Raw genomic sequence first — 26,718 nt, forward strand, 5'->3', positions numbered from 1 at the left:
ATAAAATCTATATATTTAAGAATAGATTACTTTATTAAATAAAAAAGCCCAAATACTGAGATTTGGGCTTTTTAGAAAGTTATATATTAATCAGTCATTGTCATTAAGCTTGCGTTACCACCAGCTGCAGCTGTATTCACACTAATTGCACGTTCAATCACTAAACGCTCAAGTGGAATATTCTCATTCGGCTCAACGTGAGTAATACCAACAATTGCGCCAGAACGCGTAGCAACTTCTTGTTGTAATGAGAAGATTTCTTCACGGTTACCATGATGTAAAACTGCATCAAAATCATCTGATGCGATATTTTTAACCGTAGTAATTGCTGCAAGTACATCTTTTGGCAAAGTTTGTTTGTATTTTGCCAATAATGGGCTATTTGGCATTACTGCTGCTTGGCTACCTACTGCAAAAATTGCGAGCAATTGATGCAACTGATTCTGTTCTGTGTCAGCGATAGAAAGAACACGATGACGTGGCAAAATAATATATTGGTTACTTTCCCCAGTAGGGCCTTGTAACTCATAGAATTTACCAACACCAAATGGTTCGATATCACGATTTGCTTGCGGTAAATGCTGTTTCGCCCAATTTTGTAAGCTCTGATAAACCTCACGGTTAAAGCCTTCAAAAGCAGTTTGCTCATTCTTCATAGCAAATGGTGTTGCCAATACTTTGTTTGAACACTGCTGCATCAAGCGATACATGTAAAGCGGACCACCAGCTTTCGGGCCTGTACCAGATAAACCTTCACCACCGAATGGTTGTACACCAACGACAGCACCAACAATATTGCGGTTGATATAAAGGTTACCCACTTCTGCATGTTGAATGACTGTTTGGATGGTTTCATCAATACGGGTATGTAGACCCATTGTTAAACCATAACCTTTGGCATTAATGCGTGAGATCAACTGCTCAAGCTCACCATACTTATAGGTAATGATGTGTAAAACTGGACCAAAGACTTCGCGTTGCAAGTCATCAAGGTTAGGGAGTTCAATTGCTGTTGGTACAACAAAGGTTCCTTTATCCAGTTCATTCTGGCTTGTTGAACCAAACATCAACTGATGTACTGGATAGCCTTTCGACTTCATTTTTTGGATGTGTTGATCAATCGTCTGTTTTGCTTCGTCATCAATAACAGGACCAATGTCAGTTTTTAAAATCGCAGGGTTACCTACAATCAACTGCTGCATTGCACCTTTAAGCATTTTAATAACGGTTGCAGCACTGTCTTCTTGTACACATAAAATACGTAAAGCAGAGCAACGCTGACCCGCGCTATCAAAAGCAGAACTTACAACATCAAGTACGACTTGTTCAGTTAATGCTGATGAGTCCACAATCATTGCGTTTTGACCGCCAGTCTCTGCAATCAGAGGAATAGATTGACCATTTTCGGATAAACGTTTCGCAACGGTTTTCTGTAAAATTTTTGCAACTTCAGTCGAACCAGTAAACATGATGCCATCAATACGACTATCTTGGCTAAGCTGAGCACCTACTGTTTCACCGCGGCCAGGAAGTAGCTGTACAGCACCATGTGGAATACCAGCTTCCCATAAAATCTGAACTGTTTGAGCTGCGATTAATGGGGTTTGTTCAGCAGGTTTAGCAATAACGCAGTTACCACTGACTAATGCTGCAGCAATTTGGCCAGAGAAAATTGCAAGAGGGAAGTTCCACGGGCTAATACAAAGTACAGTACCTAAAGGCTGAATAGCTGTATTTGCAGGAAGATTCTCAACTTGAGTTGCGTAATAACGTAAGAAATCTACAGCTTCACGAACTTCTGCAATCGCATTGGCATAAGTTTTCCCACTTTCACGGCAAAGTAATACCATCAACTCTTGAATGCGGCTTTCCATTAGGTCAGCTGCATGTTTTAAGTGTTGAGCACGCTGTTCTTTAGGCGTATTTGACCATTCTGACTGAGCTTGTTCAGCTGCATTAAGCGCAATTTCAACATGCTTAAGATCAGCTTCTTGCACATAACCAACAATTTCATCATTTTGTGCTGGGTTTGTAATTGCAACAGAATGACCTTGCTCTAATGAATCGTTATTTGCCAATAATGGATAACTTTGCCAAATACGATTACGTAATTCTTGAGCTGTGCTGTCTAAAGCAGCGAGTGGAGTATCGTTTGCTAAATCATAACCTTTAGAGTTTTTACGAAGTGTTCCGTACATATCTAAAGGTAGTGGAATTGATGGATGTTTTAAACCAACTGAACCTTCAAGCTTAGCTGCATGACGAATATCGTAAATTGGAGACTGGATAAGGTCTTCAACTTTAAGTGTTTTATCGGCAATACGGTTAACGAATGAAGTATTCGCGCCATTTTCGAGTAAACGACGAACTAAATAAGCTAACAAAGTTTCATGGTTACCAACGGGTGCATAAATACGGCATGGCACGCCTAATTTATTTTGCTCGCGTGGACCAACAACTTGTTCATAAAGCGGTTCACCCATGCCATGTAAGCATTGGAATTCATATTGACCAGCATAATATTTGCTTGGATCCGCTAAATGATAGATCGTTGCCAATGTTTGAGCATTATGAGTGGCAAATTGCGGATAGATGAACTCTGGCGCTGCAAGTAATTTTTTAGCACATGCGATATAAGATAAATCAGTATGTACTTTACGAGTAAAGACAGGGTAGTCATCCATACCTTCGATTTGCGCTTTCTTAATTTCGCTATCCCAATATGCACCTTTCACAAGACGAATCATGAGACGCTTTTGGCTGCGTTTAGCAAGGTCAATAATATAATCAACCACGAAGAAACAGCGTTTTTGGTAAGCTTGAATAACGAAGCCAATACCTTTCCAGTTTGCAAGTTCTGGCTCGAAGCAAAGACGTTCTAGTAACTCAAGAGAAATTTCTAAACGTTCTGATTCTTCAGCATCGATATTTAAGCCAATATTGTACTTTTTAGCCAAACGAGCGAGTTCAAATACTTTGCCGTAAAGTTCTTGATGAACACGTTCAATTTGCGCGCGTTGATAACGAGGGTGTAAAGCAGAAAGCTTAATTGAAATGCCCGGGCCATCATAAACGCCTTTTCCATTAGACGCTTTGCCAATTGCATGAATGGCTTGTGTATAATCGTTAAAGTAGCGTTCAGCATCATGTTCGGTTAAGGCTGCTTCACCTAACATATCGTAAGAATAGCGGAAACCTTTGTCTTCGAGTACTTTCGCATGGTCTACAGCTTCTTCAATGGTTTCACCAGTCACAAACTGTTCACCCATCATACGCATTGCAACGTCAACAGCTTTACGAATGATGCCACGTCCACTGCGTGCTAAAAGGCCAGTAAGTACACTTGAAAGACTGGTTTGCTTTGGAGTTTCCATGAGCTTACCAGTTAACATAAGGCCCCATGCAGCAGCATTTACAAACATTAAGCTGCTTTGGCCAACATGTTCTTTCCAGTTACCTTGATTGATTTTATCTCGAATAAGCAAATCACGTGTTGCTGAGTCTGGAATACGAAGCAAAGCTTCGGCTAGACACATGAGCGCCACGCCTTCTTGTGAAGAAAGAGAGAATTCTTGTAATAACCCTTGAACAATACCTGCTTTACCCGAAGAGGTCTTGCGTTCACGTAAATTATTAGCAAGATTAAAAGCTAGGTCATAAATTTTATGATCTAAATCATCAGATACCGCAGCAGCTTGTAATAGCTCTTCTACCGCTTCTGGTTCAGCACGTCGCCAAGCTGTATTGATGCGTTGTTCAAACTCACTTTTATCGTTGAATTCGGTGATATAGCCTTGGTGAGATTTATCCATTTGATGAAAAGTATCCATTGTGTTCATATCTGTTTCCGCCAACCAGCTCTCGTAAACTCATCTTGAGTAGAGAGGTTTAGATAATTTATCATTACAGAAGAAACACCGAATAACTCACTATATTTAGCCCATTTTTTAGAGGAAAATTCAGATGAATGGCCCAATTTTAAGCCTTGACCGCACTGATTTAAAAATTTTGGATATTCTTCAAACAGATGGGCGAATTTCTAATAGTAAATTGGCGGAACTTGTTAACTTGTCACCAACAGCAGTGATGGCCCGAGTTCAAAAATTAACGAAAGATGAATTCATCTTAGGATATGAAGCTAAATTAAATCCGGTTAAGTTAAACGCAAATTTTTTGGTGTTCGTTGAAGTATTACTAGATAAAACCACACCTAATGTTTTAGATGAGTTTATTGATGCTGTGGTTCACTATCCAGAAATTGTTGAATGTCATATGGTGAGCGGTGGCTTTGATTTTTTAATTAAATTACGAAGTGGCAGTATGGAAGAATTTAGACGTATTGCAGGGCAGGTGCTGTGGCAATTGCCGGGGGTAAAAGAGACTCGTAGTTATCCCGTCATGCAAGTTGTAAAAGATACTTCAAAAATTAAAATTAAAACCAAAAATAAATAAAGGGGCCGAAGCCCCTTGATTTATTTCAATGAATTATACGCTTTCTTTGTAGAGTTCATCTGCTTTTTCGAAGCGTCCAGTTACTGTTGTATTTGGCGCTTTAGTTAAAAGACTCACTACAATGATACTGATAAATGCAAGGATAAAGCCTGGAATAATCTCGTAAACACCTGTGTCTGCGAAAAGGTTTTTCCAGCCAATCACTACAACTGCACCAACGATCATACCTGCTAAAGCACCTTGTAAATTCATACGTTTCCAGAATAATGACAAGATGATAAGCGGACCAAATGCAGCACCGAAACCAGCCCATGCATAAGCAACAAGGCCAAGAACTTTACTGTCTGGGTTACCAGCAAGAGCAATCGCAAGAACAGCAATCGCAAGAACCATAACACGGCCAACCCATACAAGCTCTTTCTGAGATGCATTCTTACGAATGAAACCTTTGTATAAATCTTCTGTTAATGCACTTGAACATACCAAAAGCTGACAGCTCAATGTACTCATCACGGCTGCTAAAATTGCAGCCAAAATGATACCTACAATCCATGGATTGAATAAGATTTTAGTCAATTCCATAAATACTGTTTCAGGGTTTTTGCTTACAACTGCTGCTAGTTCAGGGTGTTGCTCAAAGTAAGCAATACCGAAGAAACCAGCACCGACTGCACCAGCTAAACATAAAATCATCCAAGTCATACCAATACGGCGCGCAGCAGGAATTGATTTTACAGAGTCAGCAGCCATGAAACGTACAAGGATATGTGGTTGACCAAAGTAACCCAAACCCCATGCCATGGAAGATAAAACTGCCACTACACTTAAATCTGAAATAATATTGAATGCATGTGGACGAGCAGTTTCAATGAGTGTCACAAATTGTGTTGTATCGCCAATTGCAAGATAAGTTACGATTGGTGTTAATAACAAAGCAAAAATCATTAGGCCAGCTTGGAATGTATCTGTCCAGCTAATCGCTAAGAATCCACCGATACAAACATAACTGATGGTTGCAATTGCGCTGAGCCAAATAGCAGTGGTGTATGACATTCCGAATAAATTTTCAAATAAACGGGCGCCTGCTACCATGCCTGAAGCACAATAAATTGCGAAGAAAACCAAGATGATAACGGCAGAGAAAATACGAAGTACTTTTTTCTGATCGTCAAAACGACTTGTAAAATAATCTGGCAACGTGAGTGCATTATTTTGGACTTCAGTATGAACGCGTAATCGACCAGCAACCAGTAGCCAGTTAAGCCAAGCACCGATAATAAGACCAATTGCAATCCACGCTTCAGATAAACCAGAAAGATAAATCGCGCCCGGTAAACCCATGAGCAGCCAACCACTCATGTCTGATGCGCCTGCGGATAATGCAGTTACGAAACTGCCTAAACGACGACCACCGAGAATATAATCTGAGAAGTCGCTTGTAGCACGGTAGGCAAATAAGCCGATAAGTACCATTGCTACGATGTACACCATAAACATGATGAGGGTGGGATCAAAATAACTCATAATGGATGTGTGTCCTTATATCCATAATCCGTGATTGTAACCTAATCCAGGTCGCTGTTTTCTTGTACGGCATCCAAGAGGTTGAGATTCAACCACAAAAGATTTTTTTTGCACTGTTATTTTTATATTGTACTTTTGTATCTTTGTGTAAATTAAAATAAATTGATTTTAAGGATATAAAATTATAATATTAATCATTAACTTATAATTTTTTAATATTTATTTTTTTAAATTTTTTCAGCAAAAAAATGTCATTTTCTAAAAAAAATAAATCGATATTGAGTTATAAATAGGCTATTGGTCAAAAAAAATTTATAGAAATTTAGAATAAAGTTAAAAAAATCGACAATTTTTTGTTCAGTTAATAATTTTTTTTATGCACGTTGGGTTTATTTAGTGTCTAAAAATAGCAATTAGCCGATTAAATTTTCAAAAAGTCTATGCATTCCTTGAGTCGCTGACATCTTTAATAATTCATATTGGTGAGGAACACGCAGATGATCCGCATTTGGGTCTATATAGTAGGCTTTACATTGATTTGAAATTTCATGAACTAAAGCTGCAACTGGATATACGCTTAATGTCGAGCCGATCACAATAAAAATATCTGCACTCTGTACTAATTGAATTGCTTCTTCATAGGCAGGGACAGCTTCACCGAACCAGACTACATGTGGACGCAGGGGATAGCCATCTGGGCAAAAGTCTTGTTCTAAATCTAGCTTCCAACCATTAATATGGTAAAACTGTGTTGTAAATTGTGTATTCGGGCCAGAGCTTTTCGCTAAACGAATATTTCCATGCAAATGTAAAACGTTAGAACTTCCAGCCCGTTCATGTAAATCATCAATATTTTGAGTAATCACTTGTACGTCAAAGTAGTCTTGTAGTTTGGCAATATAGTGATGAGCTTCGTTGGGTTCAGCCTCTAAAATATTTTTACGTCGCTCATTATAAAAGCGTTGAACTAGAGCAGGGTTCTTTTGCCATGCTTCAGGTGTGGCAACTTGTTGGATGTCGTAATTTTCCCATAGACCATTACTGTCACGAAAAGTGCTAATTCCACTTTCAGCACTCATGCCAGCGCCAGAGAATACAACAAGCTTTGTCATAGAAGTCACCGATTCGTAAAACTGAATTTGAATAGATTTTGAATAGATAAAGAAAAAAACCAGTTTAAGACTAAACTGGTTTTTATTAAATATGAAAAGCTATAGCTATCTTTTATAAGCCAGCTTCATATTCTGCATTTGTTAAAAGTTTTTCAACATCTGCAATGTTGTCTGGTTTGATTTTATAAATCCAGCCTTTTCCATATGGATCGTCATTTACAAAATCAGGATCATCTTCAAGGTCAGTATTTACTTCTACTACAGTGCCTGAAACAGGAGCATGGATGTCAGAAGCAGTTTTTACTGATTCAACCACACCAGCTTGTTCGCCAGCAGTAACTTTACTCCCAACTTCCGGAGTTTCAACGTAAACCAAATCGCCAAGTTCATCTTGTGCATGATCGGTAATCCCTGTAATAACAAGATCACCCTCAATCTTTACCCACTCATGTGTACGTGCATACTTCAGTTCAGAAGGATGATTCATGGTAACTCCTTAAGCTTGTGTCCAATAGTTTTAAACATTATAAGTATGGGTCTTTACGCCAGTTGCTTGGGCTACGGCCACTCCAGCGTTTAAAAGCACGGCTAAAATTTGCAACGTCTGAATAGCCAAGTTCATCTGCAATTTGTTCAAGACTATAATCTGTACGTGAAAGTAGAGATGTTGCATGTCGATAGCGCACTTCATCAACCAATGTAGAAAATGAAGTTCCTTCAGCCGCTAATTGGCGCTTTAGTGTGCGGTCTGACATGTGTAGACATTCAGCTACATTTTCAATGCTTAAATAATGTTGTTCAGAATTACTTAAAATATCACGAACTCGCATTGCTAAGCGACGGCGCTCACCTAAAGCGGAAAGTTCGGCTTCGCACTGATTAATAGCAACCTGACTTGCGATAGGATCAGCATTAACTAATTTAATTCCTAAGTATTTTTTATCAAAACTTGAAATCAGATGTGGCTGGTTGAAGCGAATTGTGCTGCTTAGTTTATTTCTATACTTTTCAAAGCCTTCTGGTTCAGGAAAGTCCAAATCTACATCACCAGCTAAATCTTCGATACCCGTAATCGCTTTAGCCATACTCATGATGCCAATGGTCAAACCTAAAACGATTTCTGTTCTTAGAGGTTCAAGTTCGATGTCACACTGTAATTGTAGGGTTGCTTTAGGCCCAAACGTTGAAAAATAGAGTTGTAAAAAAGGTAGTCGTAGTTGAATAAAGCGTGCTGCAAGGGCAATTGCTTCAGTAATGTCTTTGGCTGTCATAATTGCATAGCCAATGAAGCCATGAATCGAAATACGCATTTGAGTACCAAGATGATACCCCAACGTGGTTTCACCAGTTAAATTAAGCGCGTGTTTAACCAGTTCATTTGCTACAGGTGTAGAAATACGATAATCAGGATCGGCCAGTTGCTCACTAGTAAGATGAAATGGAGCAAATAATGTTTCATCGTTATATCCCCAACGTGAAACAACATCTAATAGCAATAAGCCATAGACACCCGGAATACCTTGATCTTGACGAGCTGAGGTAATTTTCATATGCGTTCCATTGCTCTCATCAATTTGTCACATGCATTTCTTACACATCTTGTCATGAAATATAATCTGAGTTTATAAAAACTGTTAGACAATCATATCAACCATGTTTTAAACATTCTTTTTAAAGACAACAATTTTTGTTGTTGAAATAAGTAATACGTCGCCATTTTGATTTAAGGCTTGCGTAACGTAACTTACAATACCACGATCTAATTTTGTTTTGGATGGTGTGATCGCTGAAATTTCGGCTTCCACATGAATTTTATCACCTGGTCGAGTAGGGCGTGGCCACCGTAAGCTAGACTCTGAACCAATCAGGCCACCATGAATCGGCATACATTCCGTCCATAACCGCATAGTAATTGCAGAAGTATGCCAACCGCTAGCAGCAATTCCTTGAAAAATTGGATCGTGCTTCGCTTGTTCTTCATCTATATGGAAGGGTTGAGGGTCATAGGAGCTTGCGAATTTTTTGATTTCATCTAAGGTAATTTCATATTCACGGCTAATGAAACGATCACCAATTTTCAAATCTTCTAAATAAAGCATTAATCTTGACCCTGTAATACTTTTTGTTCAATTAGGAAACCGCCTGTTTGACGTTTCCATAACTGTGCGTATATACCATTTTGCGCAATTAACTCTTCATGAGTTCCTTGCTCAGCAATTCGACCTTCATCAAGAACGATTAAACGGTCCATTTGTGCAATAGTAGATAAACGGTGTGCAATTGCAATAACGGTTTTATCAACCATCAGGTCATTTAAACTTGACTGGATTGCTGCTTCAACTTCCGAGTCTAATGCACTAGTTGCTTCATCTAAAATAAGAATAGGAGCATCTTTTAAGAAAACACGTGCAATAGCAATACGCTGTCTTTGACCACCAGAAAGTTTAACACCACGTTCACCTACTTGAGCGTTATAACCACTACGTCCTTTTAAATCAACTAATTGCGGAATAAATTCAGCAGCTTTGGCTTTATTTACAGCATTCTCCATGTCTGCATCAGAGGCATCAGGGCGACCATATTTAATATTTTCTGCAACTGAGCGATGTAATAAAGACGTATCTTGAGTAACTAAAGCAATATTAGCTCTTAGACTATCTTGAGTTACATCTTCGATGTTTTGGCCATCAATTAAAATAGCACCTTGCTTAAGATGGTAAAAATGTAAAAGCAACTGAATTAGCGTAGACTTTCCTGCGCCAGAACGGCCCACAATTCCTATTTTTTCGCCTGCTCTAATATGCAAGTTGAAGTGATCAATCACATTTTTATTGTTATAAGCAAAGCTTACATCTTTAAATACAATCTCACCTTTGGTCACTGCAAGTGGTTTCGCATCTGGTTTGTCTTGAATATTGATTTTTTTACCTAATGTTTGCATACCATCTTGAATGGTTCCAACATTTTCAAATAAGGCTGACATATGCCACATCATAAATTCAGCCATACTATTAAGTTTTAAAATCATTGCAGTAGTTGCTGCGATTACACCTAATGCTGCTAAACCTTGGGTCCATAGCCAAACAGAGGTACCAATTACACCTACAAACAAAACAGCAGACAACATATTAATGCTGACTTCAAAGAGGGTACCTAAGCGCATTTGAGCATAGACTGTAGTCATAAACTCTTTCATAGATGCTTTTGCGTATTGGCTTTCACGACCAGCATGGGCAAATAGCTTTACCGTTTGGATGTTGGTGTATGCATCTGTTACACGGCCCGTCATGATTGCTCTAGCATCGGCTTGTTGCTGAGAAACTTTACTTAAGCGGGGGATAAAGAACCATGCGCTTAATAAAAATAGGCTTAACCAAACTAAAAGTGGAATAAGTAAAATTGGTGAAATTGCGCCAAGAACAATGCTGACCGTAATAAAGTAAATGCTGACGTAGGCCAACATGTCACCCAAAATAATCCAGAACTCACGGATTGCTAATGCTGTTTGCATAACCTTCGCAGAAAGTCGTCCTGCAAAGTCGTTATGGAAAAAGTCTAAGCTTTGTTTCAATAAAAGATTATGGAAACGCCAGCGCAAACGCATTGGGAAGGTGCTATATAAAATCTGATGTTTGATAATAGATTGAATATTTACAAAAAAGATGTTGGTAAATAAGACCGCAATCAAAATGAGTAAATCAGTAGCATGCTGACTTAAAAAGCTTTCCGGATGACTTTTACTTAACCAGTCTACGAGTTGTCCAATCTTTGAAAAAAGTAAGGCTTCAAAGCTTGCAGCACCTGCTGTAAAAAGAATGAGTAAGAATAAATAAGGGCGTAGGCCTTCCGTAGCTTGCCACACAAATGGGAAAAAACGAGTCGGTAAAGGTTCATCTAAACCTTTAGTTGGGTAGGGATCTACAAGTTTTTCAAACCACTTCAGCATGAATTACTACCTTTGACACAAAAGCCACTTAATTAAATCTTTGCAATTTAATTTGCAAAAAGTCAGTTAGATCAATATCACTTAGGGTCTCGATCTTGTGAATATATGCAAATACACATGAACTGATAATGTTGTACGTCTTAAATTAATACATGACGCAAAAATGGAGACTCGAAGAAATCTCAAGAACGTCGCGAGGACTAAAAATATTATTCATTATATCGAGATTAATAGATAAAGGGTGAAGGAATTTATTCTTTAAGTATTTTTTATTAGTATTTTGAACATCTGTTAAATTATTACAGCTATACATTAATTAGAAAAGACCTTTAGATCTATATCCTAAAGGCCTAAGTATTGTATTACCACATTAGGTCGTCTGGAATAACATATGCTGCATATGGATCTTCCTCATCAGTGGCTTTTTTGTTTTTTTCCGCATTATTTATTAAAATGAAACCTTGCATTTTTTTATCAATTTTTTCACCTAAAGCTTTTGGAAGATAGGCGTATTGATCTTGATCTTTAGCAATAACTAGGCTACCTGCAACAAGTGCATTATAAACTTGCTGAGATAAATACACTTTTTTGATTCTATTTTCATCAATAAATTGATAAGCCACATCCCCAGCAAAATCAGTAATCTTGTGCTGCTTAATCATCTGAATGATTGATGCTTTAAGTGCTTTTTCTTCAAGCTGTTTCTGTTTTTCTAAATTTAAAGCCTGATCTTTAGCTAACTTTTCTTGTTGAGCTTTTTCAATATTTGCTTTGATTTCAGCTTCATTGCTTAGCCCAAGACGTTGTTCGTGATGAGCTTGCTTTGTTAATTTTTTTGCTTTTTTATTATCAACTAAACCAGCTTTTAATAGCTGTGCTTGTAAGGCATTTTTAACCATGTCTTAGTCCTTGTGTGAAGTTGAAGTACTATAGAGATAAACTATCCAGTAAGAAATACTTAAGGCTAAGCTTAGAATTGCTGGCAATAAAAATGATTGTAGTTTCAAATATGGATGTACTGAAGCGGCAAGAATTCCACCCAGCAGGAAGCCAGCAAGAATAAGTAAATGTAAAACAATACGACGATTTTCTACAATTAAGCCTCTGGCTTTATACCCAAGTGCTAAACCAATATCAGTCAGCACACCAGATAGATGGGTAGTGCGAATAATTGTTCCTTTGTAGTGGCTTACCATCGCATTTTGTAACCCCATTGCCGTACAAGCCCATAATAATCCATAGCGTGGAAAATAAGGAAGCAATAGCCAGCAAAGGAAAATGAATAAGGCAACAAGGCTCAAAGGTAAGCCATAACGACGACCTAGTCGAAAATGACTGCTACCTAAAATAAAACCACTATAAAATGAACCGCAAACATAACAAATAATCACCAGAAGTAAAAAAATGATATGTTCTGGTTGCCACTCTACCAAACTCATAGCCAGCATACTAACGTTGCCAGTCATATGTGAAATAGATTGATGCAAAAGAGTAATTAACCCTAAGACATTAATCATTCCGGCATTAAATGCCAGCAAAAAGGCTCCAAGTTGGAACCAGTTTGGTAGACGTTGAAATGGCATTTTGATTAAGACGTTTGTTTAGAGCGAATATCTACAGCTGCAGTAAATAATACATCTGTAGATGAGTTAAGGGCTGTCTCTGTAGAGTCTTGCAATACACTGATAATCATACCAACCGCTACAACTTGCATCGCAATTTCTGTTGAAATACCAAATAGACTACAAGCTACAGGAATAAGTAGTAAAGAACCACCAGCAACACCAGAAGCACCACAAGCTGAAACAGTAGCAACAACTGATAAAATAACCATTGTCGCAAAATCAACATGAATACCAAGCGTATGTACTGTAGCTAATGTCAGTACAGTAATCGTGACTGCTCCCCCTGCCATATTTACTGTTGCACCTAAAGGAATAGACACACTAGCTGTAGATGGGTTAACACCTAAACGCTCTGCCAAATCTAAGTTAACTGGAATGTTTGCTGCTGAGCTTCGAGTAAAGAAAGCTGTAATACCACTTTCTTTTAGACACTTAAATACGAGAGGGTATGGATTTCCACGTATAGTAAGGGCAACTAGAATAGGATTGATAACTAAAGCAACAAAGAACATGGTACCTAACAATACCACTAATAATTGTGCATAGCTTTCAAGTGTTGCAAGACCGGCATCGGCAAAAGTCACTGCAACTAATCCGAAAATACCGACTGGTGCAAAAGCAATTACTTTATGAATAATAGCACTTACAGCATGTGAAACATCCTGCATCACTTGTTTTGTGGTGTCTGAGCTATGACGCATAGCTAAACCTAGGCCAATTGCCCAAGCTAAAATACCAATAAAGTTGGCTTCACTAATTGCTTGAACAGGGTTTGCAATAAAGCTTAAGAGCAAGTTTTTTAATATATCTGCGAGACTACCAGGTGCTTGTAAATCATTATGTGAAACTGTATTGAGGAATAATGTGCTTGGAAAAGAAAGACTGACAATCACCGCTGTGAAAGCTGCAAGCAACATACCTGCTACATATAGAATCATGATTGGGCGTAAATTGGCGCTATGACCCACTTGGAAGTTGGCAATAGAAGAAAGCACCAATACAAAAACTAAAATAGGGGCAACCGACTTTAAGGCTTTAATGAAAAGCTCACCAAATAAACTTAAGTAAGGCGTAACGTTCGGAAATAGTAATGCAACGCCTATCCCTAGAATAATGGCGATAATAATCTTAGTGACTAAGCTTAATCGAGAAAAGAATGCAAGCATATAAAGGCCTTATTAACCTAATCATGGCTAAAGGTTGAACAAGCGGAGTATTTTATACTTAAGTGATGTGAATCTTAAGCTTTTTTATAGCACCTATAAGTATTTATAATTAATGGTAATATTAAATATTTGTTTTTATTGATCTTAATTTGATATTTTTAATTTTGTAGTTGGTGGTTTTGCTTGTTAATTGCTCATTAAAAAACGAGGTATATCAAAAAGCTGTGAACGCATGGAATAGGCTAAAGAAAATAGAGTGGCAAAAAGTTAAATGTGGTTGAGCTTTTTAGAAAAGCTACGCGAATTTTCAAAACTTTGTGCTTGGATTGGACTCTAAGCTTTCAAGCTGAAAAATCGCATATTTCAGGAAGTTACTACTATTATTATAAATTTATAATTTAAAAAATATTATTTACTTGCACAGTACAGCTGATGAAGCGTATTTAAAATTGAATGCATATTGTCATCCTTAATTGAATAAAAAATTTGCTTGCCATCACGACGAGTTGATACAACGTCACTTTTGCGTAGCATCATAAGCTGCTGTGAAAGAGTGGGCTGGGTAATTTGGGTCTTCTCTTCAATTTGAGAAACATTTAACTCCTCATAAGCTAAGTGACATAAAATTAATAAACGATCTGTATTAGCCAAAGATTTAAGAATTCCAACGACTGAATCAGCCGCATTTTTCATTTCTTCAATTTGGAGTCCATCTTTCATACTTTATACCTATATCAATATAGCGGGCATAGTATAGATTGATCTTATGAAAATGAATGTAGCAAAACTAATCAATCCAATTGTTTTTGTTGAAAAGCAATATAAGGGGAATTGATAAATAAGTAGCCTTTCTAATTAAAAACAACTATTTGTATTTCTTTTGTGTCTAAAATGTTGCTTTGTGTTATAAGTGTAATTGTTAAGTATAAGTGAAACGAAGTCAACCTAAAATAATTCCAATTTGCATCCAATAAATAGTTAAATCTAATTTATCTTGAGACAAATCATAAAAAAGGATTGAGTTTTTATTTTTTAAATATATAATCTGTTTTGTACAGACAGGTCTGTATATTTTGGTTCAGTAAGGTCGAAAAAAACGTCTAATTGTGAACCAAAATGACTTTCAGACGCAGCGTGATACATAAGAAGAATCATTAAATATAAGAAGAAGAATATCACGCTTTATTTTTATGCTGCTCTTTCGAAATCGATTAATTTTTCTACTCGAGTCCAGTAATCATTAATTTTTATTGAACCATGCTCGACTTGAGCCTGTATGGTCATACCTTCCAAAATATTAACGAGTAGTAAAGATAGGGGAACTGGCTCTTTTACATCATACTGGTTAAGAAGATTTTGCATGAGTTGGGTCAACCAAGCTTTATACAAAGTGGCAGGTTGATGTGTTGAAGGATATTGTTTTAAAACCTCTTCCAAAGCTTTTTGAAACATACAGCCATTAAAATCTTCGCTATTAAACCAGTCGGAATACCATAAAAATACTGCTTTAATTCTCGCAAGAGGGTCTAACTCATCATGTTTTGATAAGGCAGAAGTAAGAGAGTTTTGTAGAAGCGTATTTCGAAGAAGTAGACACTCTTCAATTAATTTTTCTTTTGATGGAAAATGCTTATAGAAAGTCATTTTTGCAACGCCAGATTCATTAATGATGCGATCTACACCTATAGAATTATAGCTATACGAGTTAAAAAGTCTTAATGCGGTATTAATAATGTCATCTTTTTTCGACATATTTTAGCCTCTCACAAATGAATTGCTATTAGCTTGAACGGTGATCTTTATCAATGAGAATCTAGATAATTTAATTTTACAAGGTATTGTTTGTTATTGATAGAAAAAAGATATTATTTTTTTAAACGCTGAAGTTTTACTTTTAAGGGAATGGTAAAGAGTTTTAGGCTATATATTTAAATAATTATACTTCCTTTTCCAAAATCTTTTAACTCCAATATTTTTGCGATAAGTCGATTTTAAAATTTAAAAAGGAAAATTAGTAAACAAAAAACAAATTTATTTTTGAGTTTGTCGGCCAATTTAAAAGTGGACTTCCCGTTGCTTTGAAAAGTCCACTTTTATTAAGTTTCTTACTCTGAAGGTGGCAAAAGCATCAAAATAGATTCATTGAGTAAGTAAGCAACATTTTCAAGGATTTCAAGCTCATTAAATTCGCTATCGAAAGCTAAGCTTTCTCCATCAGCAATAGCTTTTAATTTTGGTGCGAAAGTTTCAGCTATACATAGCGCTTCGCCATTTCCCCAGAAGTTTAGAATTCCGTTATTTTCTGTATAAAGTAGGCGAGAGGCAGGTTCTAATAGAACTTCATAACCTTCATGTAAGATCTCTTGAAGATCATCGGCTTCGATCTCATCAGGTTCTGGAATATTATCTGGATATTTAGATTCGCTCATATAAGACATGATTGCTGCATCAAGTGCTGCAGAGTCTTGCAACTGAGCTAAAACTAAGTCTTTTAGATAGCTTAGTTCAGTTGAGTTAATTTCACCAATTTGACTCATTTGTTTGCGTGCGATGTCTATAACAGGATTTTGAAGTAAAGTATTGGCTGAAAATTGATCGCTAATGCGTTCCATCATTCCTGCAATGTTTGGCATGCGAAAGCCAAATGAGAAAGTTAAGCAGTCATCTTCGGCAACCCCATAATGTGCCATTCCAGGTGGAACATATAGTAAATCACCTGGTGCTAAAACTTCATCAAATTGCACATCTATTTCTGGCAAAAGTTTTAATGGTTGATTGGGTACAAATGTAGTATTTACATCGCACATTTGACCTAGCTGCCAGCGACGATGACCATGACCCTGAACTAAAAACACATCATAAAAATCGAAATGTTTCCCAACTGAACCACCCTTAGGTGCATAAGACACCATAATATCGTCGCGGCGCCATTGAGGAATAAAAGGAAATTTTTTCCAAAGTTCAGAAAGATCAAAAGAGTAGTGGTCTACTGCCTGTACTAAAATTGACCATAATTTTGGTAGCTTTTGAAAGTCGCCTTTGGTTAAAGGTGAAGACTTTACGTGCCATTCATTTGGATTTTTATCTTTTTGGCGAATCAGTCTGGCACTTGCATGTTCTTCCAAAGCAAGTTCTTGCACATCCTGTGGTTGTAAAAGACCTACAATCTCTGGCAATCCGTTACGCACCAGTAAAGGTTTTTTCTGCCAATACTCTGCTAAAAATTGCTCGGCAGTAATGCCGCCTAAAACTGTTAAAGGTTCTGTCATGGAAATAACCTATTTATAAAATATCTAGAATTAAGGAATTTGTAGATCAAGTTGCCTCAAAATATGGCAAAGTTGAATCATAGGAAGACCCATAAGTGTGGTCTGGTCTTGGCCTATCATTTTTTCAAACAAGCTAATTCCTAAACTTTCGCACTTAAAGCTACCTGCGCAATGTAGTGGCTGATCTAATAAAACGTAACGTTCAATTTCAGCTTGATTCAGGTTTCGAAATTTAACTTGATAATGTTCAACGAGCGTTTGTTCAAAGTTTCTATCGAGCCATTGCACGCTAAGCGCTGTACTAAAAAAAACAGTTCGACCAGAATTCTCGGCTAGTTGTGCTTTAGCATTTTCACTAGTCATCGGTTTGCCAATAAAGTCATGCGGGGCATGTTCTCGCCAAGCAACTTGATCTGAACCAATAACGATGGCTGATGGGTTCTGTTCAGCAATTACCTGAGCTTTTGTGAAAGCGAGCCTTTTTGCAAGTTCATCGGCATGGGTTTCATCGCGAGGACTTTCATCAATATCGGGACTAATACAAATATAATTAATTCCAATACGGTCCATTAAGTCTTTGCGAGTTTGACTACTCGAAGCCAAAATAATTTGTGGCTGAACCATCACACTGCAAATTCCATTAATACATCTAAAGGTACATAGCTTAATACAGCTTGATGACATGCATGTATTTTAATAGGAGGCGCTTCACCAGCTTGATAAGCCTCTACCCAGCGAGTTACGCAGATACACCAGAAATCACCCGGTTTTAAGCCAGGAAAGCCTACTTCTGGTAAAGGAGTAATAAGATCATTACCAATTTTCTGAGAAAAATTTAAGAAATCAGAGGTCATTTGTGCACATACGGTGTGTTGACCAAGGTCTGTTAGTGCAGTGTGGCAGAAACCATTTCTAAAATAGCCTGTAATAGGGTCAAAGCAACAACTTGCTAAAGGTTCCCCTAAAACATTTAAGCGATTGATTTGTGGATCTGGATGAATAGACATAATGGGTGAAATATCAAATAACTACCTCTATCATAATCAAAACTGGGGCTTTCTACAGCTTTTATGCAAAAAAACTAACCTTTTTTGATGTAATCATTTAAAATTGGCGCGTTTTTAAAATCATAAAGAGAGCTTTACATGAATTTTCAGCGTATGACTGACCTTAACTTAACAGGCAAACGTGTCCTTATTCGTGAAGATTTAAACGTTCCTGTCAAAAATGGTGTGATTACTAGCGATGCTCGCTTACGTGCAGCATTACCAACCATTAAAGCTGCTTTAGATAAAGGCGCAGCAGTCATGGTATGTTCACATCTAGGTCGTCCTGTTGAAGGTGAGCCAAAGCCAGAACAATCACTTGCACCAGTTGCTGCTTATTTAACAGAAGTATTGGGCCAAGAAGTTAAATTATTATCAGATTATTTAGAAGGCGTTGAAGTTGAAGCTGGTCAAGTTGTATTGCTTGAAAATGTACGCTTTAACCATGGCGAAAAGAAAAATAATTCAGAGCTCGCTCAAAAATATGCTGCATTATGTGACGTATTTGTTATGGATGCATTTGGTACTGCTCATCGTGCAGAAGCATCTACTGAAGGTGTAGCTCGTTTCGCTCCAGTTGCTGCTGCTGGTCCTTTGTTGGCTGCTGAGTTAGATGCACTAGGCCGTGCAATGCAAACTCCTGAAAAACCAATGGTTGCAATTGTTGCTGGTTCTAAAGTTTCAACTAAACTCGATGTTTTAAACTCACTTTCTAGTATCTGTGATCAACTGATCGTTGGTGGCGGTATTGCAAATACATTCTTAGCAGCTGCTGGTTTTAACGTTGGTAAATCATTATATGAAGCTGACTTGGTTGAAACTGCTAAACAAATTGCTGCTAAAGTAAGTGTTCCACTTCCTACAGATGTTGTAGTTGCTGATGCATCGCAAATTAATTTTGAAGATTTCTTAGGTTCTTTAGCAGCAGCTCAAGCTGTTGTGAAGAAAGTAGAAGATGTGACTGCAAATGATATGATTTTAGACGTTGGTCCAGAAACAGCTAAAGCATTTGCTAATATTTTAACAACATCAAAAACAATCCTTTGGAATGGTCCAGTAGGTGTATTTGAGGTAGATCAATTTGGTGAAGGTACTAAAGCGCTTTCTCTTGCGGTTGCTCAATCTGAAGGATTCTCGATTGCTGGTGGTGGAGATACATTAGCTGCGATTGATAAATATAACGTAGCTGATCAAATTGGTTATATTTCTACAGGTGGTGGCGCATTCCTTGAGTTTGTTGAAGGAAAAACATTGCCAGCAGTTGCTGTTTTGCTTGAACGTGCTTAATACTGTTATATAAAAATAAGAAGGGATTGGGTAACCAATCCCTTTTTCATTGATAAGTCATTAAACTGTCATATATTTGCAATAAAATGTCGAGTATTAAATCACCAACTGTGGAAAATAGTGATGAATTTAAAGCTTACATTTGCTGCTATGTTAATTGTACCGATGATGTTGACTGCTTGTGCTAAGAAAGATGACGCATCTCAAGCGGGGCAAGAATCAGCTGCATCTACTGCTGTTTCTGAAAAAGTAACCCCTGAGCAACAAGCAGCAATTGATGCGATTGATAAGCCAGTCCTAGATGAAAAGAATACAGATGTGGTTGAAGGTAGTGTGCCAAGTGAGGCTGCTGCTTCAGAAACACATTAATTTGTTGTTTTTTGTTAAAAAATCCCTGCAAATGCAGGGATTTTTTTTGAAATACTGTGATTTGTTGCTGAATTGAAATAAATGACAGGGTAGAATAAGCCGCACTACCTGGGAGGATATTATGGCACTCATTTCAATGCGCCAGCTCTTGGATCACGCTGCTGAACATAACTACGGCGTACCAGCATTTAACGTAAATAACTTAGAACAAATGCGTGCAATTATGCTTGCCGCGGATGCAACCAATTCACCTGTAATTGTTCAAGCATCAGCTGGAGCTCGCAAATATGCAGGCGCTCCATTCTTACGCCATCTTATTTTGGCTGCAATTGAAGAATGGCCACATATTCCAGTGGTAATGCATCAAGACCATGGAACAAGCCCTGATATCTGTCAGCGTTCAATTCAGCTTGGCTTTAGCTCAGTGATGATGGACGGTTCATTAGGTACAGATGGTAAAACACCTACTTCTTACGAATACAACGTTGATGTAACTCGTAATGTTGTTGCTTTAGCACATGCATGTGGTGTTTCTGTCGAAGGTGAGATTGGCTGTTTAGGTAGCCTTGAAACTGGTATGGCTGGGGGGGAAGAAGGGGGTGGGGCAGAAGGTGTACTTGATCACTCACAACTTCTTACTTCTGTTGAAGAAGCGACTCAGTTTGTTGCCGATACAAATGTAGATGCATTAGCGATTGCTGTAGGTACTTCACATGGTGCTTACAAGTTCACTCGTCCACCTACAGGTGATATCTTGGCAATTGACCGTATTAAAGAAATTCATGCGGCATTACCAAATACTCATCTTGTTATGCATGGTTCAAGTTCTGTGCCGCAAGAGTGGTTGAAAGTAATCAATGAGTTTGGCGGTGATATTAAAGAGACTTATGGTGTACCTGTTGAACAGCTTGTAGAAGCAATTAAACATGGTGTGCGTAAGATCAATATCGATACAGACTTACGTTTAGCATCTACTGGTGCAATTCGTCAGTTTATGGCTGAAAACCCAGCTGAATTCGATCCACGTAAATACTTTGCTAAAACTGTAGATTCAATGAAGCAAATTTGTATTGATCGTTATGAAGCGTTTGGTACAGCTGGAAATGCTGACAAGATTCGTCCGATTTCTTTAGAGAAAATGGTTGATCGCTATAAATAATTCCCGTCAGGGTTTAATTTATAGGAACCGGTTATTTATATAACCGGTTTTTTTATTAGGTAAATTTCATGCATAAAAAAACCTGTGACAAACACAGGTTTTAATAAAGAGAAAAAGAGTTACTTTTGTAAGTTCTTTTTGTCTAGACTTGGATCTTTGATTTCTACATATGCATTTGCACGTACTTCACGTAACCAGCTATCAATTTCAGTGTTGAATTGGCGTTCACCTAAAATTTGACGTGCCATACGCTCTTGATATTCATGCGTCATATCTTTTTCACGTTTATCCGTTACTTGTAAGATATGCCAGCCGAACTGAGTTTGGAAAGGTTCGCTAATTTCACCTACAGGAATTTCCTGCATTTTTTTATCAAATTCAGGAACCATCATTCCAGGTGTTACCCAACCCAAACTTCCCCCATCACGTGCTGAACCTGTGTCATTTGAATAGGTTGCTGCAAGTGTTGCAAAATCTTGACCAGCTTTTAAGCGTTTATAGATGTTATCAATAATTTGCTTAGCATTCTCAAGAGTGACTACTTCAGATGGTTGAATGAGAATGTGGCGGGGTTGAAATTGAGGGACTAAAGCTTTTTGCTCATTTTGTTTACGTTCAAGAAGCTTTAAAACATGTACACCATCACGTACTGAAACTAAGTCAGTCGTTTGACCATCTTGTAATGGAGTAATGCGAGCTGCAAGTTCAGCAGGAATATCAGAAAGTGGGCGGAAACCCATATCAGCACCTTCAACTTTTACATTTGCAGTTGAAAGTTTTTTCAAAGCATTTATATCATTACTTTGCGCAAGTTTTGAACGCACTTCTTGAGCTACAGATTGAACTTCTTGTGTATTGTCACCAGAAATGCGCATATGAATTACATGTGCTTGATTACCTAACGCAGCTTGTCCCTGAGGTGATTTTAAGAAGTTTTCTACATCTTGATCACTAATTTTAATACGAGACATCACTTGTTGTTGGCGCAAACGGCTAATCGCTAAATCCTCAGCGATTCGGCCACGTAAACTTTCATAAGTTCCTGGTGCCATAGCATCCAACTTCTGCTGGAAAGCTTCTAAACTTTTAGAGCCAGATTGACCTGCTACTTTAAGTACAGCTTCATTTAAGCTCTTTTCATCAGGTTTAATGCCATATTTTTTAACTTGTTCAAGTTGGGCTTGACGCAAAATTAATTGATCTAATACCTGAAACTGCAAGTATTGCTGAGGTGGCACTTCTTTCTTTTGAGCTTGCAGTTCATGAGCTGCTTCAGCCATACCTTGTTGAAGATCGCTTTTTAAAATTACGCTATTGTCCACAATTGCCACAACTTCATCAGCGGGTTGGGCAAAACTATGCATTGATGAAGAGATTAGGGCAGCAAGTGTAGTTGCTTTAAAAAACTGTTTAAGATGCTTTGTCTTCATTAACGTTGTGTCCAAGATTGATTAATTTTGTTAAAACCTAAAACGCGATTTTCAAGTAAAGACGCGAGTTTATTGTTTAAACCACCTAAACCTTTTAGTGTAATTTCGGCCATGATCGCGCGCTTTTCACTAACATCTGGAGATTTTGGATCGTCTAGATCGTTATAGTATGAACGGCCATAGACAGAAATACCCCAGCAACATGACTCATAGTTAACTCCTAGCAAGAGTTCACGGGCAACATCATTATCCATGTCATATTGTACGTGGCCCATAATACGCCAATTGTCTTTAATTGGTTGTATAAACGATGCAACAACTTGGTCATAAGTATCTTGACGACCAAGAATATCTTTACGATAGAAATAGCCTAGGTTATATAGATTTCCTTTATCACCTGTGTAGTAAAGTTGGAAGTCACGTTGAGCATTGTCACCATTTGACATCCAAGCTGAGTTGGCAGCAATGGTAAAGTTTTGGTTAAGCTGGCTTGATAGACTCACCACAGGACCGGTGTTGCGCTCAGTATCAATTTCATCTTGTTGTCGTTGTAAGGTGACACGACGGTCTTCGAAATAGTAACTTTGGCCTACACTTGCTCGTAAACGTTCTAAACCTACTGTGTCAAAGAGGCTATAGCTCACACCTAATGATAAAAAGTTATTATCTTCTAGGCGGTCATGACCATAAAAACGGTAAGGGTTAAATAATTGATCATAACTTACTGACGCAGTGGTTGAGTCAAAGTTAGGATAACCATCTTGATTTTTGTATGGAGCGTAAGCGTAGAAAGCACGTGGTGTAAGTGTTTGTAAATACTTACCATCACGTTCAAAGTTCAGTCCAGTGTCTAACGTGAATTGAGGTACAACGACTGATTTATTTTCAGAACCGCCAGGATTATTTAACTGAGTGTCTTTATCATAAAACGTTTGAATAGAACGTACAGAGACCTCAGGGATCACAAATGCTGCTGGTGTACGGTAGTTATAACGCGTTGCAAACTGGTTATAAATACGTGTACCACTACTTTCTTGAGCAGAACCATCATTAATTGATTTCTTAAAGTAAGCAGTATCGTTATTAAATTCGTATTGTAGTCCTAGTGGATTACCAGTGACATAATTTAATAAGAATTGTGGTAAACGTGCGTATGGTTTATTGACATCTTTAACTTCAGGATCAAGTGTCTGGAAATCTTCCACCTTAAGCTGTGCTTTTAAACCAGGAATACCATGTTGATAGTTTAGTTCCCAAGCTCTACGTAAGTTAAGATCTGTTTTGGAGTTCGGGTTACTATCTAGGTCAGAGAAATAATCTTTATCTGATGCATAGTTATATTCGAGGTTAGTAGACCACTGATCATTGATATCCCAATTATGTAAAAAATGGAAATCTTTACGATCTTTGTCATCATAACCTTTGTCAGATGGCAAGATGCCACCCCAAATTTCACCAGCACCAAAGCCATCGGTTAAATATCTAAACTCACCTTTTAGCATTGCACCGCGGTCTGCTAAATATCGCGGAGTAAGTGTCAGATCATAGTTAGGTGCAAGATTTAAATAAACTGGAACAGAAAGCTCAACACCACCATCGTTTGAGAAACCAAATTGTGGGTTAAGAATACCTGTAGTACGGCGGTCGTCAATCGGGAAGTTAAAATAGGGAACAGCTAGAACAGGAACGTCCTTAACATATAATTTTGTTCCACGAGTTACGCCGCGTCCTGTTTCCTGATTTAACTCAATTTTATTGGCTTGGATTTTCCAACCAGGTTTTTGGCCTGGTGGGCAAGTCGTATAGGTTGCATCATTAAGAACCATAACGTTTGGTGAGGTTCTTTCGATTTTTCCTGCATGACCATGGGCGTGTTGCTGTTCAGAAATATAAAAACTATTGTCTAAATTCCCGGTTTGGGTTTTTAGGTTGTAATTAATTTCATCACTCTGTGAAAGTAACCCGCCTTGAGCTAACTGTACTCGACCTTGTGCATGCGCAAAGGTTTGGGTCTTATCAATCGTTACTTTGTCAGCACGAACTGTGCGTCCTTCCTGATCAATAACGACATCACCTTCTAAAACAGAATCACCCGCTGGGTTGTAATGTCCGTAGTTAGCAGTAACGACAGAAGTCGCTTTGTCGGCATCTAAAGCTTTGGTTTCAGGGTTAATTGGTGTAACCCATGTGCCTTGGCAAAATGCCGAGCTTAAATATTTATTGTCACGAAGTTGAGCTTCAGGTGCAGATTTATCAACATAATATTGCTGAAAGAATTCTTGACCTGGGTAAGCTTCCTTAATGCTCGCTTTAAGTTGATTATTGTCTATATTGGAGACAACATCAGTTGACTCAGCATAACTTGATTGTATGGAGCCACATAAGAGCGTAAAAATAGCTGTCGCTAAAGGATTAAATTTAAACTGATGCTTCATTGTCTCATTAACCAAGTATGCTAATTCACAATTAATTATTGTCGCATCATAGAGAAAAAGTTTATAAGTGGCTACACTTAACCCTTCAAAAATCTCAGCTTGTTTTAGATTTTATTGCAAATGAATACACAACGTGAACAATTGATATATACATGGCTTACATCTGTTCTTGAAAATGATCAATTTAAGATCGCTTTTTTAGCAGGTGATGCAAGCTTCCGCCGTTATGCGCGTATCGAGTTACAAAATAAAACGTATATGCTCATGGATGCCCCTCCAGAAAAAGAAGACTGTGTTCCGTTTGTGACCATTGACGAGTTTTTTGCGAGCCATGGCGTACGTGTGCCTCAGATCGTCGCGAAAGATCTGGCTCAAGGTTTTCTATTGTTAGAAGATTTTGGTGATGTGCTTTTGTCGACATTATTAACTAATGAAACTGTTGATAAATACTACGAACAAAGTTTTAAACAACTTATTCAATTGCAGTCTATTGATGGGACTAATCAGTTCCCAGCTTATTCTTACGAAAAATTAATGTCGGAAATGCATCTACTCACAGACTGGATGTTACCGTCGCTTTCTATTCAGCCGACTGCTGAACAGAAAAAAACGATTGATAATGCATTTGACTTCTTGGCTCATGCTGCATTAGCCCAACCGCAAGTTATTGTACATCGAGATTTTCATAGTCGAAATTTGATGAAAATTACCGATGAGCAAGAATTAGGGGTAATCGACTTCCAAGATGCTGTTATTGGCGCTGATACATATGACCTAATTTCGATTACTCGTGATGCATATGTTCAATGGAACGCTGATCGTGTTTATCAATGGTTTAAAGTGTTTTATGACCTGTTGCCAGCGTCGACTAAACAAAACCGTAGCTTTGATCAATTTAAACGTGATGCAGATTTAATGGCGATCCAACGCCATATTAAAATTTTAGGCATTTTTGTTCGCTTATTTGAACGTGATGGTAAGTCAGGTTATTTGAAGGATTTACCACGTGTCATGTGGTATTTGCTCGAAGAAAGCCGTGGTTACGCTGAGCTTGAAGAGTTTATGGCATTTATAAATAATATCGTGATGCCTAAATTTATCGAGAAATATGGTAGCTATGAGGTAGCAGCATAATGAAAGCAATGATTCTTGCTGCTGGCTTGGGCAATCGTATGCGTCCACTTACGCTATATACACCAAAGCCTCTGCTTGAGGTGGGTGGTAAACCCCTGATTGTGTGGCATATTGAAAAACTTAAGAAAATTGGTGTGACTGAAATAGTCATCAATTCTGCATGGTTGGCCGACAAGCTCATCAGTAGTTTAGGTGATGGCTCTCAATTTGGTGTGGATATCCGTTGGACACGAGAGGATGAAGGGCTAGAAACAGCTGGTGGAATTATTAATGCTTTGCCACTGCTTGGAACAGATCCTTTTATTCTGGTGAATGGGGATGTATGGACCACAATGGATTTTGAAGGTCTGCGCCATATTAAGCTAAATGATGATTTGGCACATCTTGTGTTGGTTGATAATCCTAAACAGCATCCTGAAGGCGACTTTACATTATTGGATGGGCGCGCTTTTACATTCGATCAAGATGTGACGGGCGAAAACCTCACTTTTAGTGGTCTATCAGTTATTCATCCTAAACTTTTTGACGGATTGGAAGCGGGTAAGCGTCCTTTAGCTCCACTATTGAAGCAAGCGATGCATAATCAGAAAATATCTGGTGAAAAGCTTAAAGGTGCATGGGTAGATGTGGGAACGCCTGAGCGTTTAATGGAGCTAGATTTGCAAATTCGTGAAGGCTTCTACGATTAAGTGTGTAATCCCTAATCGTTAACTAGTGTTCCACGATGCATAAATGGGTATACTTTGTTTTAAATTTTACTTAGA

The 26,718-nt window shown here is 37.9% G+C and carries 23 protein-coding genes; 6 read left to right on the top strand and 17 right to left on the bottom strand.

The genetic code is table 11. The features are described 5' to 3' along the window. Nucleotides 1–86: 86 nt before the first annotated feature. Complete coding sequence (gene putA / locus J663_RS11595; protein WP_033849832.1) at nt 87–3,839, bottom strand: trifunctional transcriptional regulator/proline dehydrogenase/L-glutamate gamma-semialdehyde dehydrogenase; 3,753 nt, start codon at nt 3,837–3,839, stop codon at nt 87–89. A 124-nt stretch (nt 3,840–3,963) separates the two neighbouring features. Here putA and J663_RS11600 point away from each other — a divergent pair, with 124 nt between their 5' ends. Beyond that, nucleotides 3,964–4,452, top strand: coding sequence for an Lrp/AsnC ligand binding domain-containing protein (locus J663_RS11600; RefSeq protein WP_004792785.1), 489 nt, complete (start codon nt 3,964–3,966; stop codon nt 4,450–4,452). Nucleotides 4,453–4,485: 33 nt separating this feature from the next. On the opposite strand, the gene putP is transcribed toward J663_RS11600, so the two are convergent. The 14 genes from putP to J663_RS11670 all read right to left on the bottom strand — a co-directional run bounded on the left by putP (nt 4,486) and on the right by J663_RS11670 (nt 18,101). Further along, nucleotides 4,486–5,976, bottom strand: coding sequence for a sodium/proline symporter PutP (gene putP / locus J663_RS11605; protein ID WP_032052188.1), 1,491 nt, complete (start codon nt 5,974–5,976; stop codon nt 4,486–4,488). 413 nt (nt 5,977–6,389) lie between these two features. After that, nucleotides 6,390–7,097 carry an SIR2 family NAD-dependent protein deacylase gene (locus tag J663_RS11610; protein WP_081404717.1) on the bottom strand — a complete coding sequence of 236 codons (708 nt, stop codon included), beginning with the start codon at nt 7,095–7,097 and terminating at the stop codon, nt 6,390–6,392. Nucleotides 7,098–7,200: 103 nt separating this feature from the next. Continuing rightward, nucleotides 7,201–7,575: a glycine cleavage system protein GcvH gene (gene gcvH, locus J663_RS11615; protein ID WP_005069578.1), complete on the bottom strand. Its 375-nt coding sequence runs from the start codon at nt 7,573–7,575 to the stop codon at nt 7,201–7,203. Nucleotides 7,576–7,612: 37 nt separating this feature from the next. Next, the gene (locus J663_RS11620; protein WP_002121430.1) at nt 7,613–8,638 is read right to left on the bottom strand and encodes an AraC family transcriptional regulator; all 1,026 of its coding nucleotides are present in this window, start codon (nt 8,636–8,638) and stop codon (nt 7,613–7,615) included. A gap of 108 nt (nt 8,639–8,746) precedes the next feature. Further along, complete coding sequence (locus J663_RS11625) at nt 8,747–9,187, bottom strand: MaoC family dehydratase (protein WP_002121358.1); 441 nt, start codon at nt 9,185–9,187, stop codon at nt 8,747–8,749. Continuing rightward, nucleotides 9,187–11,034 (bottom strand): ABC transporter ATP-binding protein, encoded by a 1,848-nt coding sequence (locus J663_RS11630; protein ID WP_014206581.1) that lies wholly within the window; start codon nt 11,032–11,034, stop codon nt 9,187–9,189. Before J663_RS11630 ends, J663_RS11625 begins: the two co-directional genes overlap by 1 nt. A 362-nt stretch (nt 11,035–11,396) precedes the next feature. Beyond that, nucleotides 11,397–11,933 carry a DUF2058 domain-containing protein gene (locus J663_RS11635; protein WP_033849839.1) on the bottom strand — a complete coding sequence of 179 codons (537 nt, stop codon included), beginning with the start codon at nt 11,931–11,933 and terminating at the stop codon, nt 11,397–11,399. A 3-nt stretch (nt 11,934–11,936) separates the two neighbouring features. Further along, nucleotides 11,937–12,617 (bottom strand): YoaK family protein, encoded by a 681-nt coding sequence (locus tag J663_RS11640; RefSeq protein WP_033849841.1) that lies wholly within the window; start codon nt 12,615–12,617, stop codon nt 11,937–11,939. Between the two features lie 5 nt (nt 12,618–12,622). Beyond that, a complete protein-coding gene (gene sstT / locus J663_RS11645) occupies nt 12,623–13,825 on the bottom strand; it encodes a serine/threonine transporter SstT (RefSeq protein ID WP_032012496.1) in 1,203 nt (400 codons plus the stop codon). A 408-nt stretch (nt 13,826–14,233) separates the two neighbouring features. Further along, a complete protein-coding gene (locus J663_RS11650; protein WP_002121379.1) occupies nt 14,234–14,545 on the bottom strand; it encodes an ArsR/SmtB family transcription factor in 312 nt (103 codons plus the stop codon). A gap of 468 nt (nt 14,546–15,013) precedes the next feature. Continuing rightward, nucleotides 15,014–15,577, bottom strand: a complete 564-nt coding sequence (locus tag J663_RS11655; protein WP_002121343.1) for a TetR/AcrR family transcriptional regulator — start codon at nt 15,575–15,577, stop codon at nt 15,014–15,016. A gap of 353 nt (nt 15,578–15,930) precedes the next feature. After that, nucleotides 15,931–17,094, bottom strand: coding sequence for a cupin domain-containing protein (locus J663_RS11660; RefSeq protein ID WP_033849842.1), 1,164 nt, complete (start codon nt 17,092–17,094; stop codon nt 15,931–15,933). A 30-nt stretch (nt 17,095–17,124) separates the two neighbouring features. Then, nucleotides 17,125–17,718: a Maf family protein gene (locus tag J663_RS11665; RefSeq protein ID WP_033849843.1), complete on the bottom strand. Its 594-nt coding sequence runs from the start codon at nt 17,716–17,718 to the stop codon at nt 17,125–17,127. Further along, the gene (locus J663_RS11670) at nt 17,718–18,101 is read right to left on the bottom strand and encodes a DUF2237 family protein (protein ID WP_033849845.1); all 384 of its coding nucleotides are present in this window, start codon (nt 18,099–18,101) and stop codon (nt 17,718–17,720) included. The genes J663_RS11665 and J663_RS11670 overlap by 1 nt, the downstream gene beginning before the upstream one ends. A gap of 138 nt (nt 18,102–18,239) precedes the next feature. On the opposite strand from J663_RS11670, the gene J663_RS11675 reads away from it, so the two are divergent. The 3 genes from J663_RS11675 to fba all read left to right on the top strand — a co-directional run bounded on the left by J663_RS11675 (nt 18,240) and on the right by fba (nt 20,955). Then, nucleotides 18,240–19,427, top strand: a complete 1,188-nt coding sequence (locus J663_RS11675; RefSeq protein WP_033849847.1) for a phosphoglycerate kinase — start codon at nt 18,240–18,242, stop codon at nt 19,425–19,427. 123 nt (nt 19,428–19,550) lie between these two features. Beyond that, nucleotides 19,551–19,796, top strand: coding sequence for a hypothetical protein (locus J663_RS11680; protein ID WP_033849850.1), 246 nt, complete (start codon nt 19,551–19,553; stop codon nt 19,794–19,796). A 121-nt stretch (nt 19,797–19,917) separates the two neighbouring features. Then, the gene (gene fba / locus J663_RS11685; protein WP_033849851.1) at nt 19,918–20,955 is read left to right on the top strand and encodes a class II fructose-bisphosphate aldolase; all 1,038 of its coding nucleotides are present in this window, start codon (nt 19,918–19,920) and stop codon (nt 20,953–20,955) included. A 119-nt stretch (nt 20,956–21,074) separates the two neighbouring features. Here the strand turns inward: fba and J663_RS11690 are convergent, their stop codons facing one another. Further along, nucleotides 21,075–22,385 (bottom strand): peptidylprolyl isomerase, encoded by a 1,311-nt coding sequence (locus J663_RS11690; protein ID WP_033849853.1) that lies wholly within the window; start codon nt 22,383–22,385, stop codon nt 21,075–21,077. Beyond that, entirely contained in the window at nt 22,385–24,820 is a 2,436-nt protein-coding gene (locus tag J663_RS11695) for an LPS-assembly protein LptD (protein ID WP_033849855.1), read from the bottom strand. Before J663_RS11695 ends, J663_RS11690 begins: the two co-directional genes overlap by 1 nt. Before the next feature lie 120 nt (nt 24,821–24,940). On the opposite strand from J663_RS11695, the gene J663_RS11700 reads away from it, so the two are divergent. Next, complete coding sequence (locus tag J663_RS11700) at nt 24,941–25,954, top strand: aminoglycoside phosphotransferase family protein (protein WP_017482278.1); 1,014 nt, start codon at nt 24,941–24,943, stop codon at nt 25,952–25,954. After that, nucleotides 25,954–26,643, top strand: a complete 690-nt coding sequence (murU, locus tag J663_RS11705; RefSeq protein WP_002121402.1) for an N-acetylmuramate alpha-1-phosphate uridylyltransferase MurU — start codon at nt 25,954–25,956, stop codon at nt 26,641–26,643. The genes J663_RS11700 and murU overlap by 1 nt, the downstream gene beginning before the upstream one ends. Nucleotides 26,644–26,718 lie beyond the last annotated feature (75 nt).

This window comes from Acinetobacter sp. 826659 (genome assembly GCF_000588515.1).
GTDB classification, from domain to species: Bacteria; Pseudomonadota; Gammaproteobacteria; order Pseudomonadales; family Moraxellaceae; genus Acinetobacter; species Acinetobacter pittii.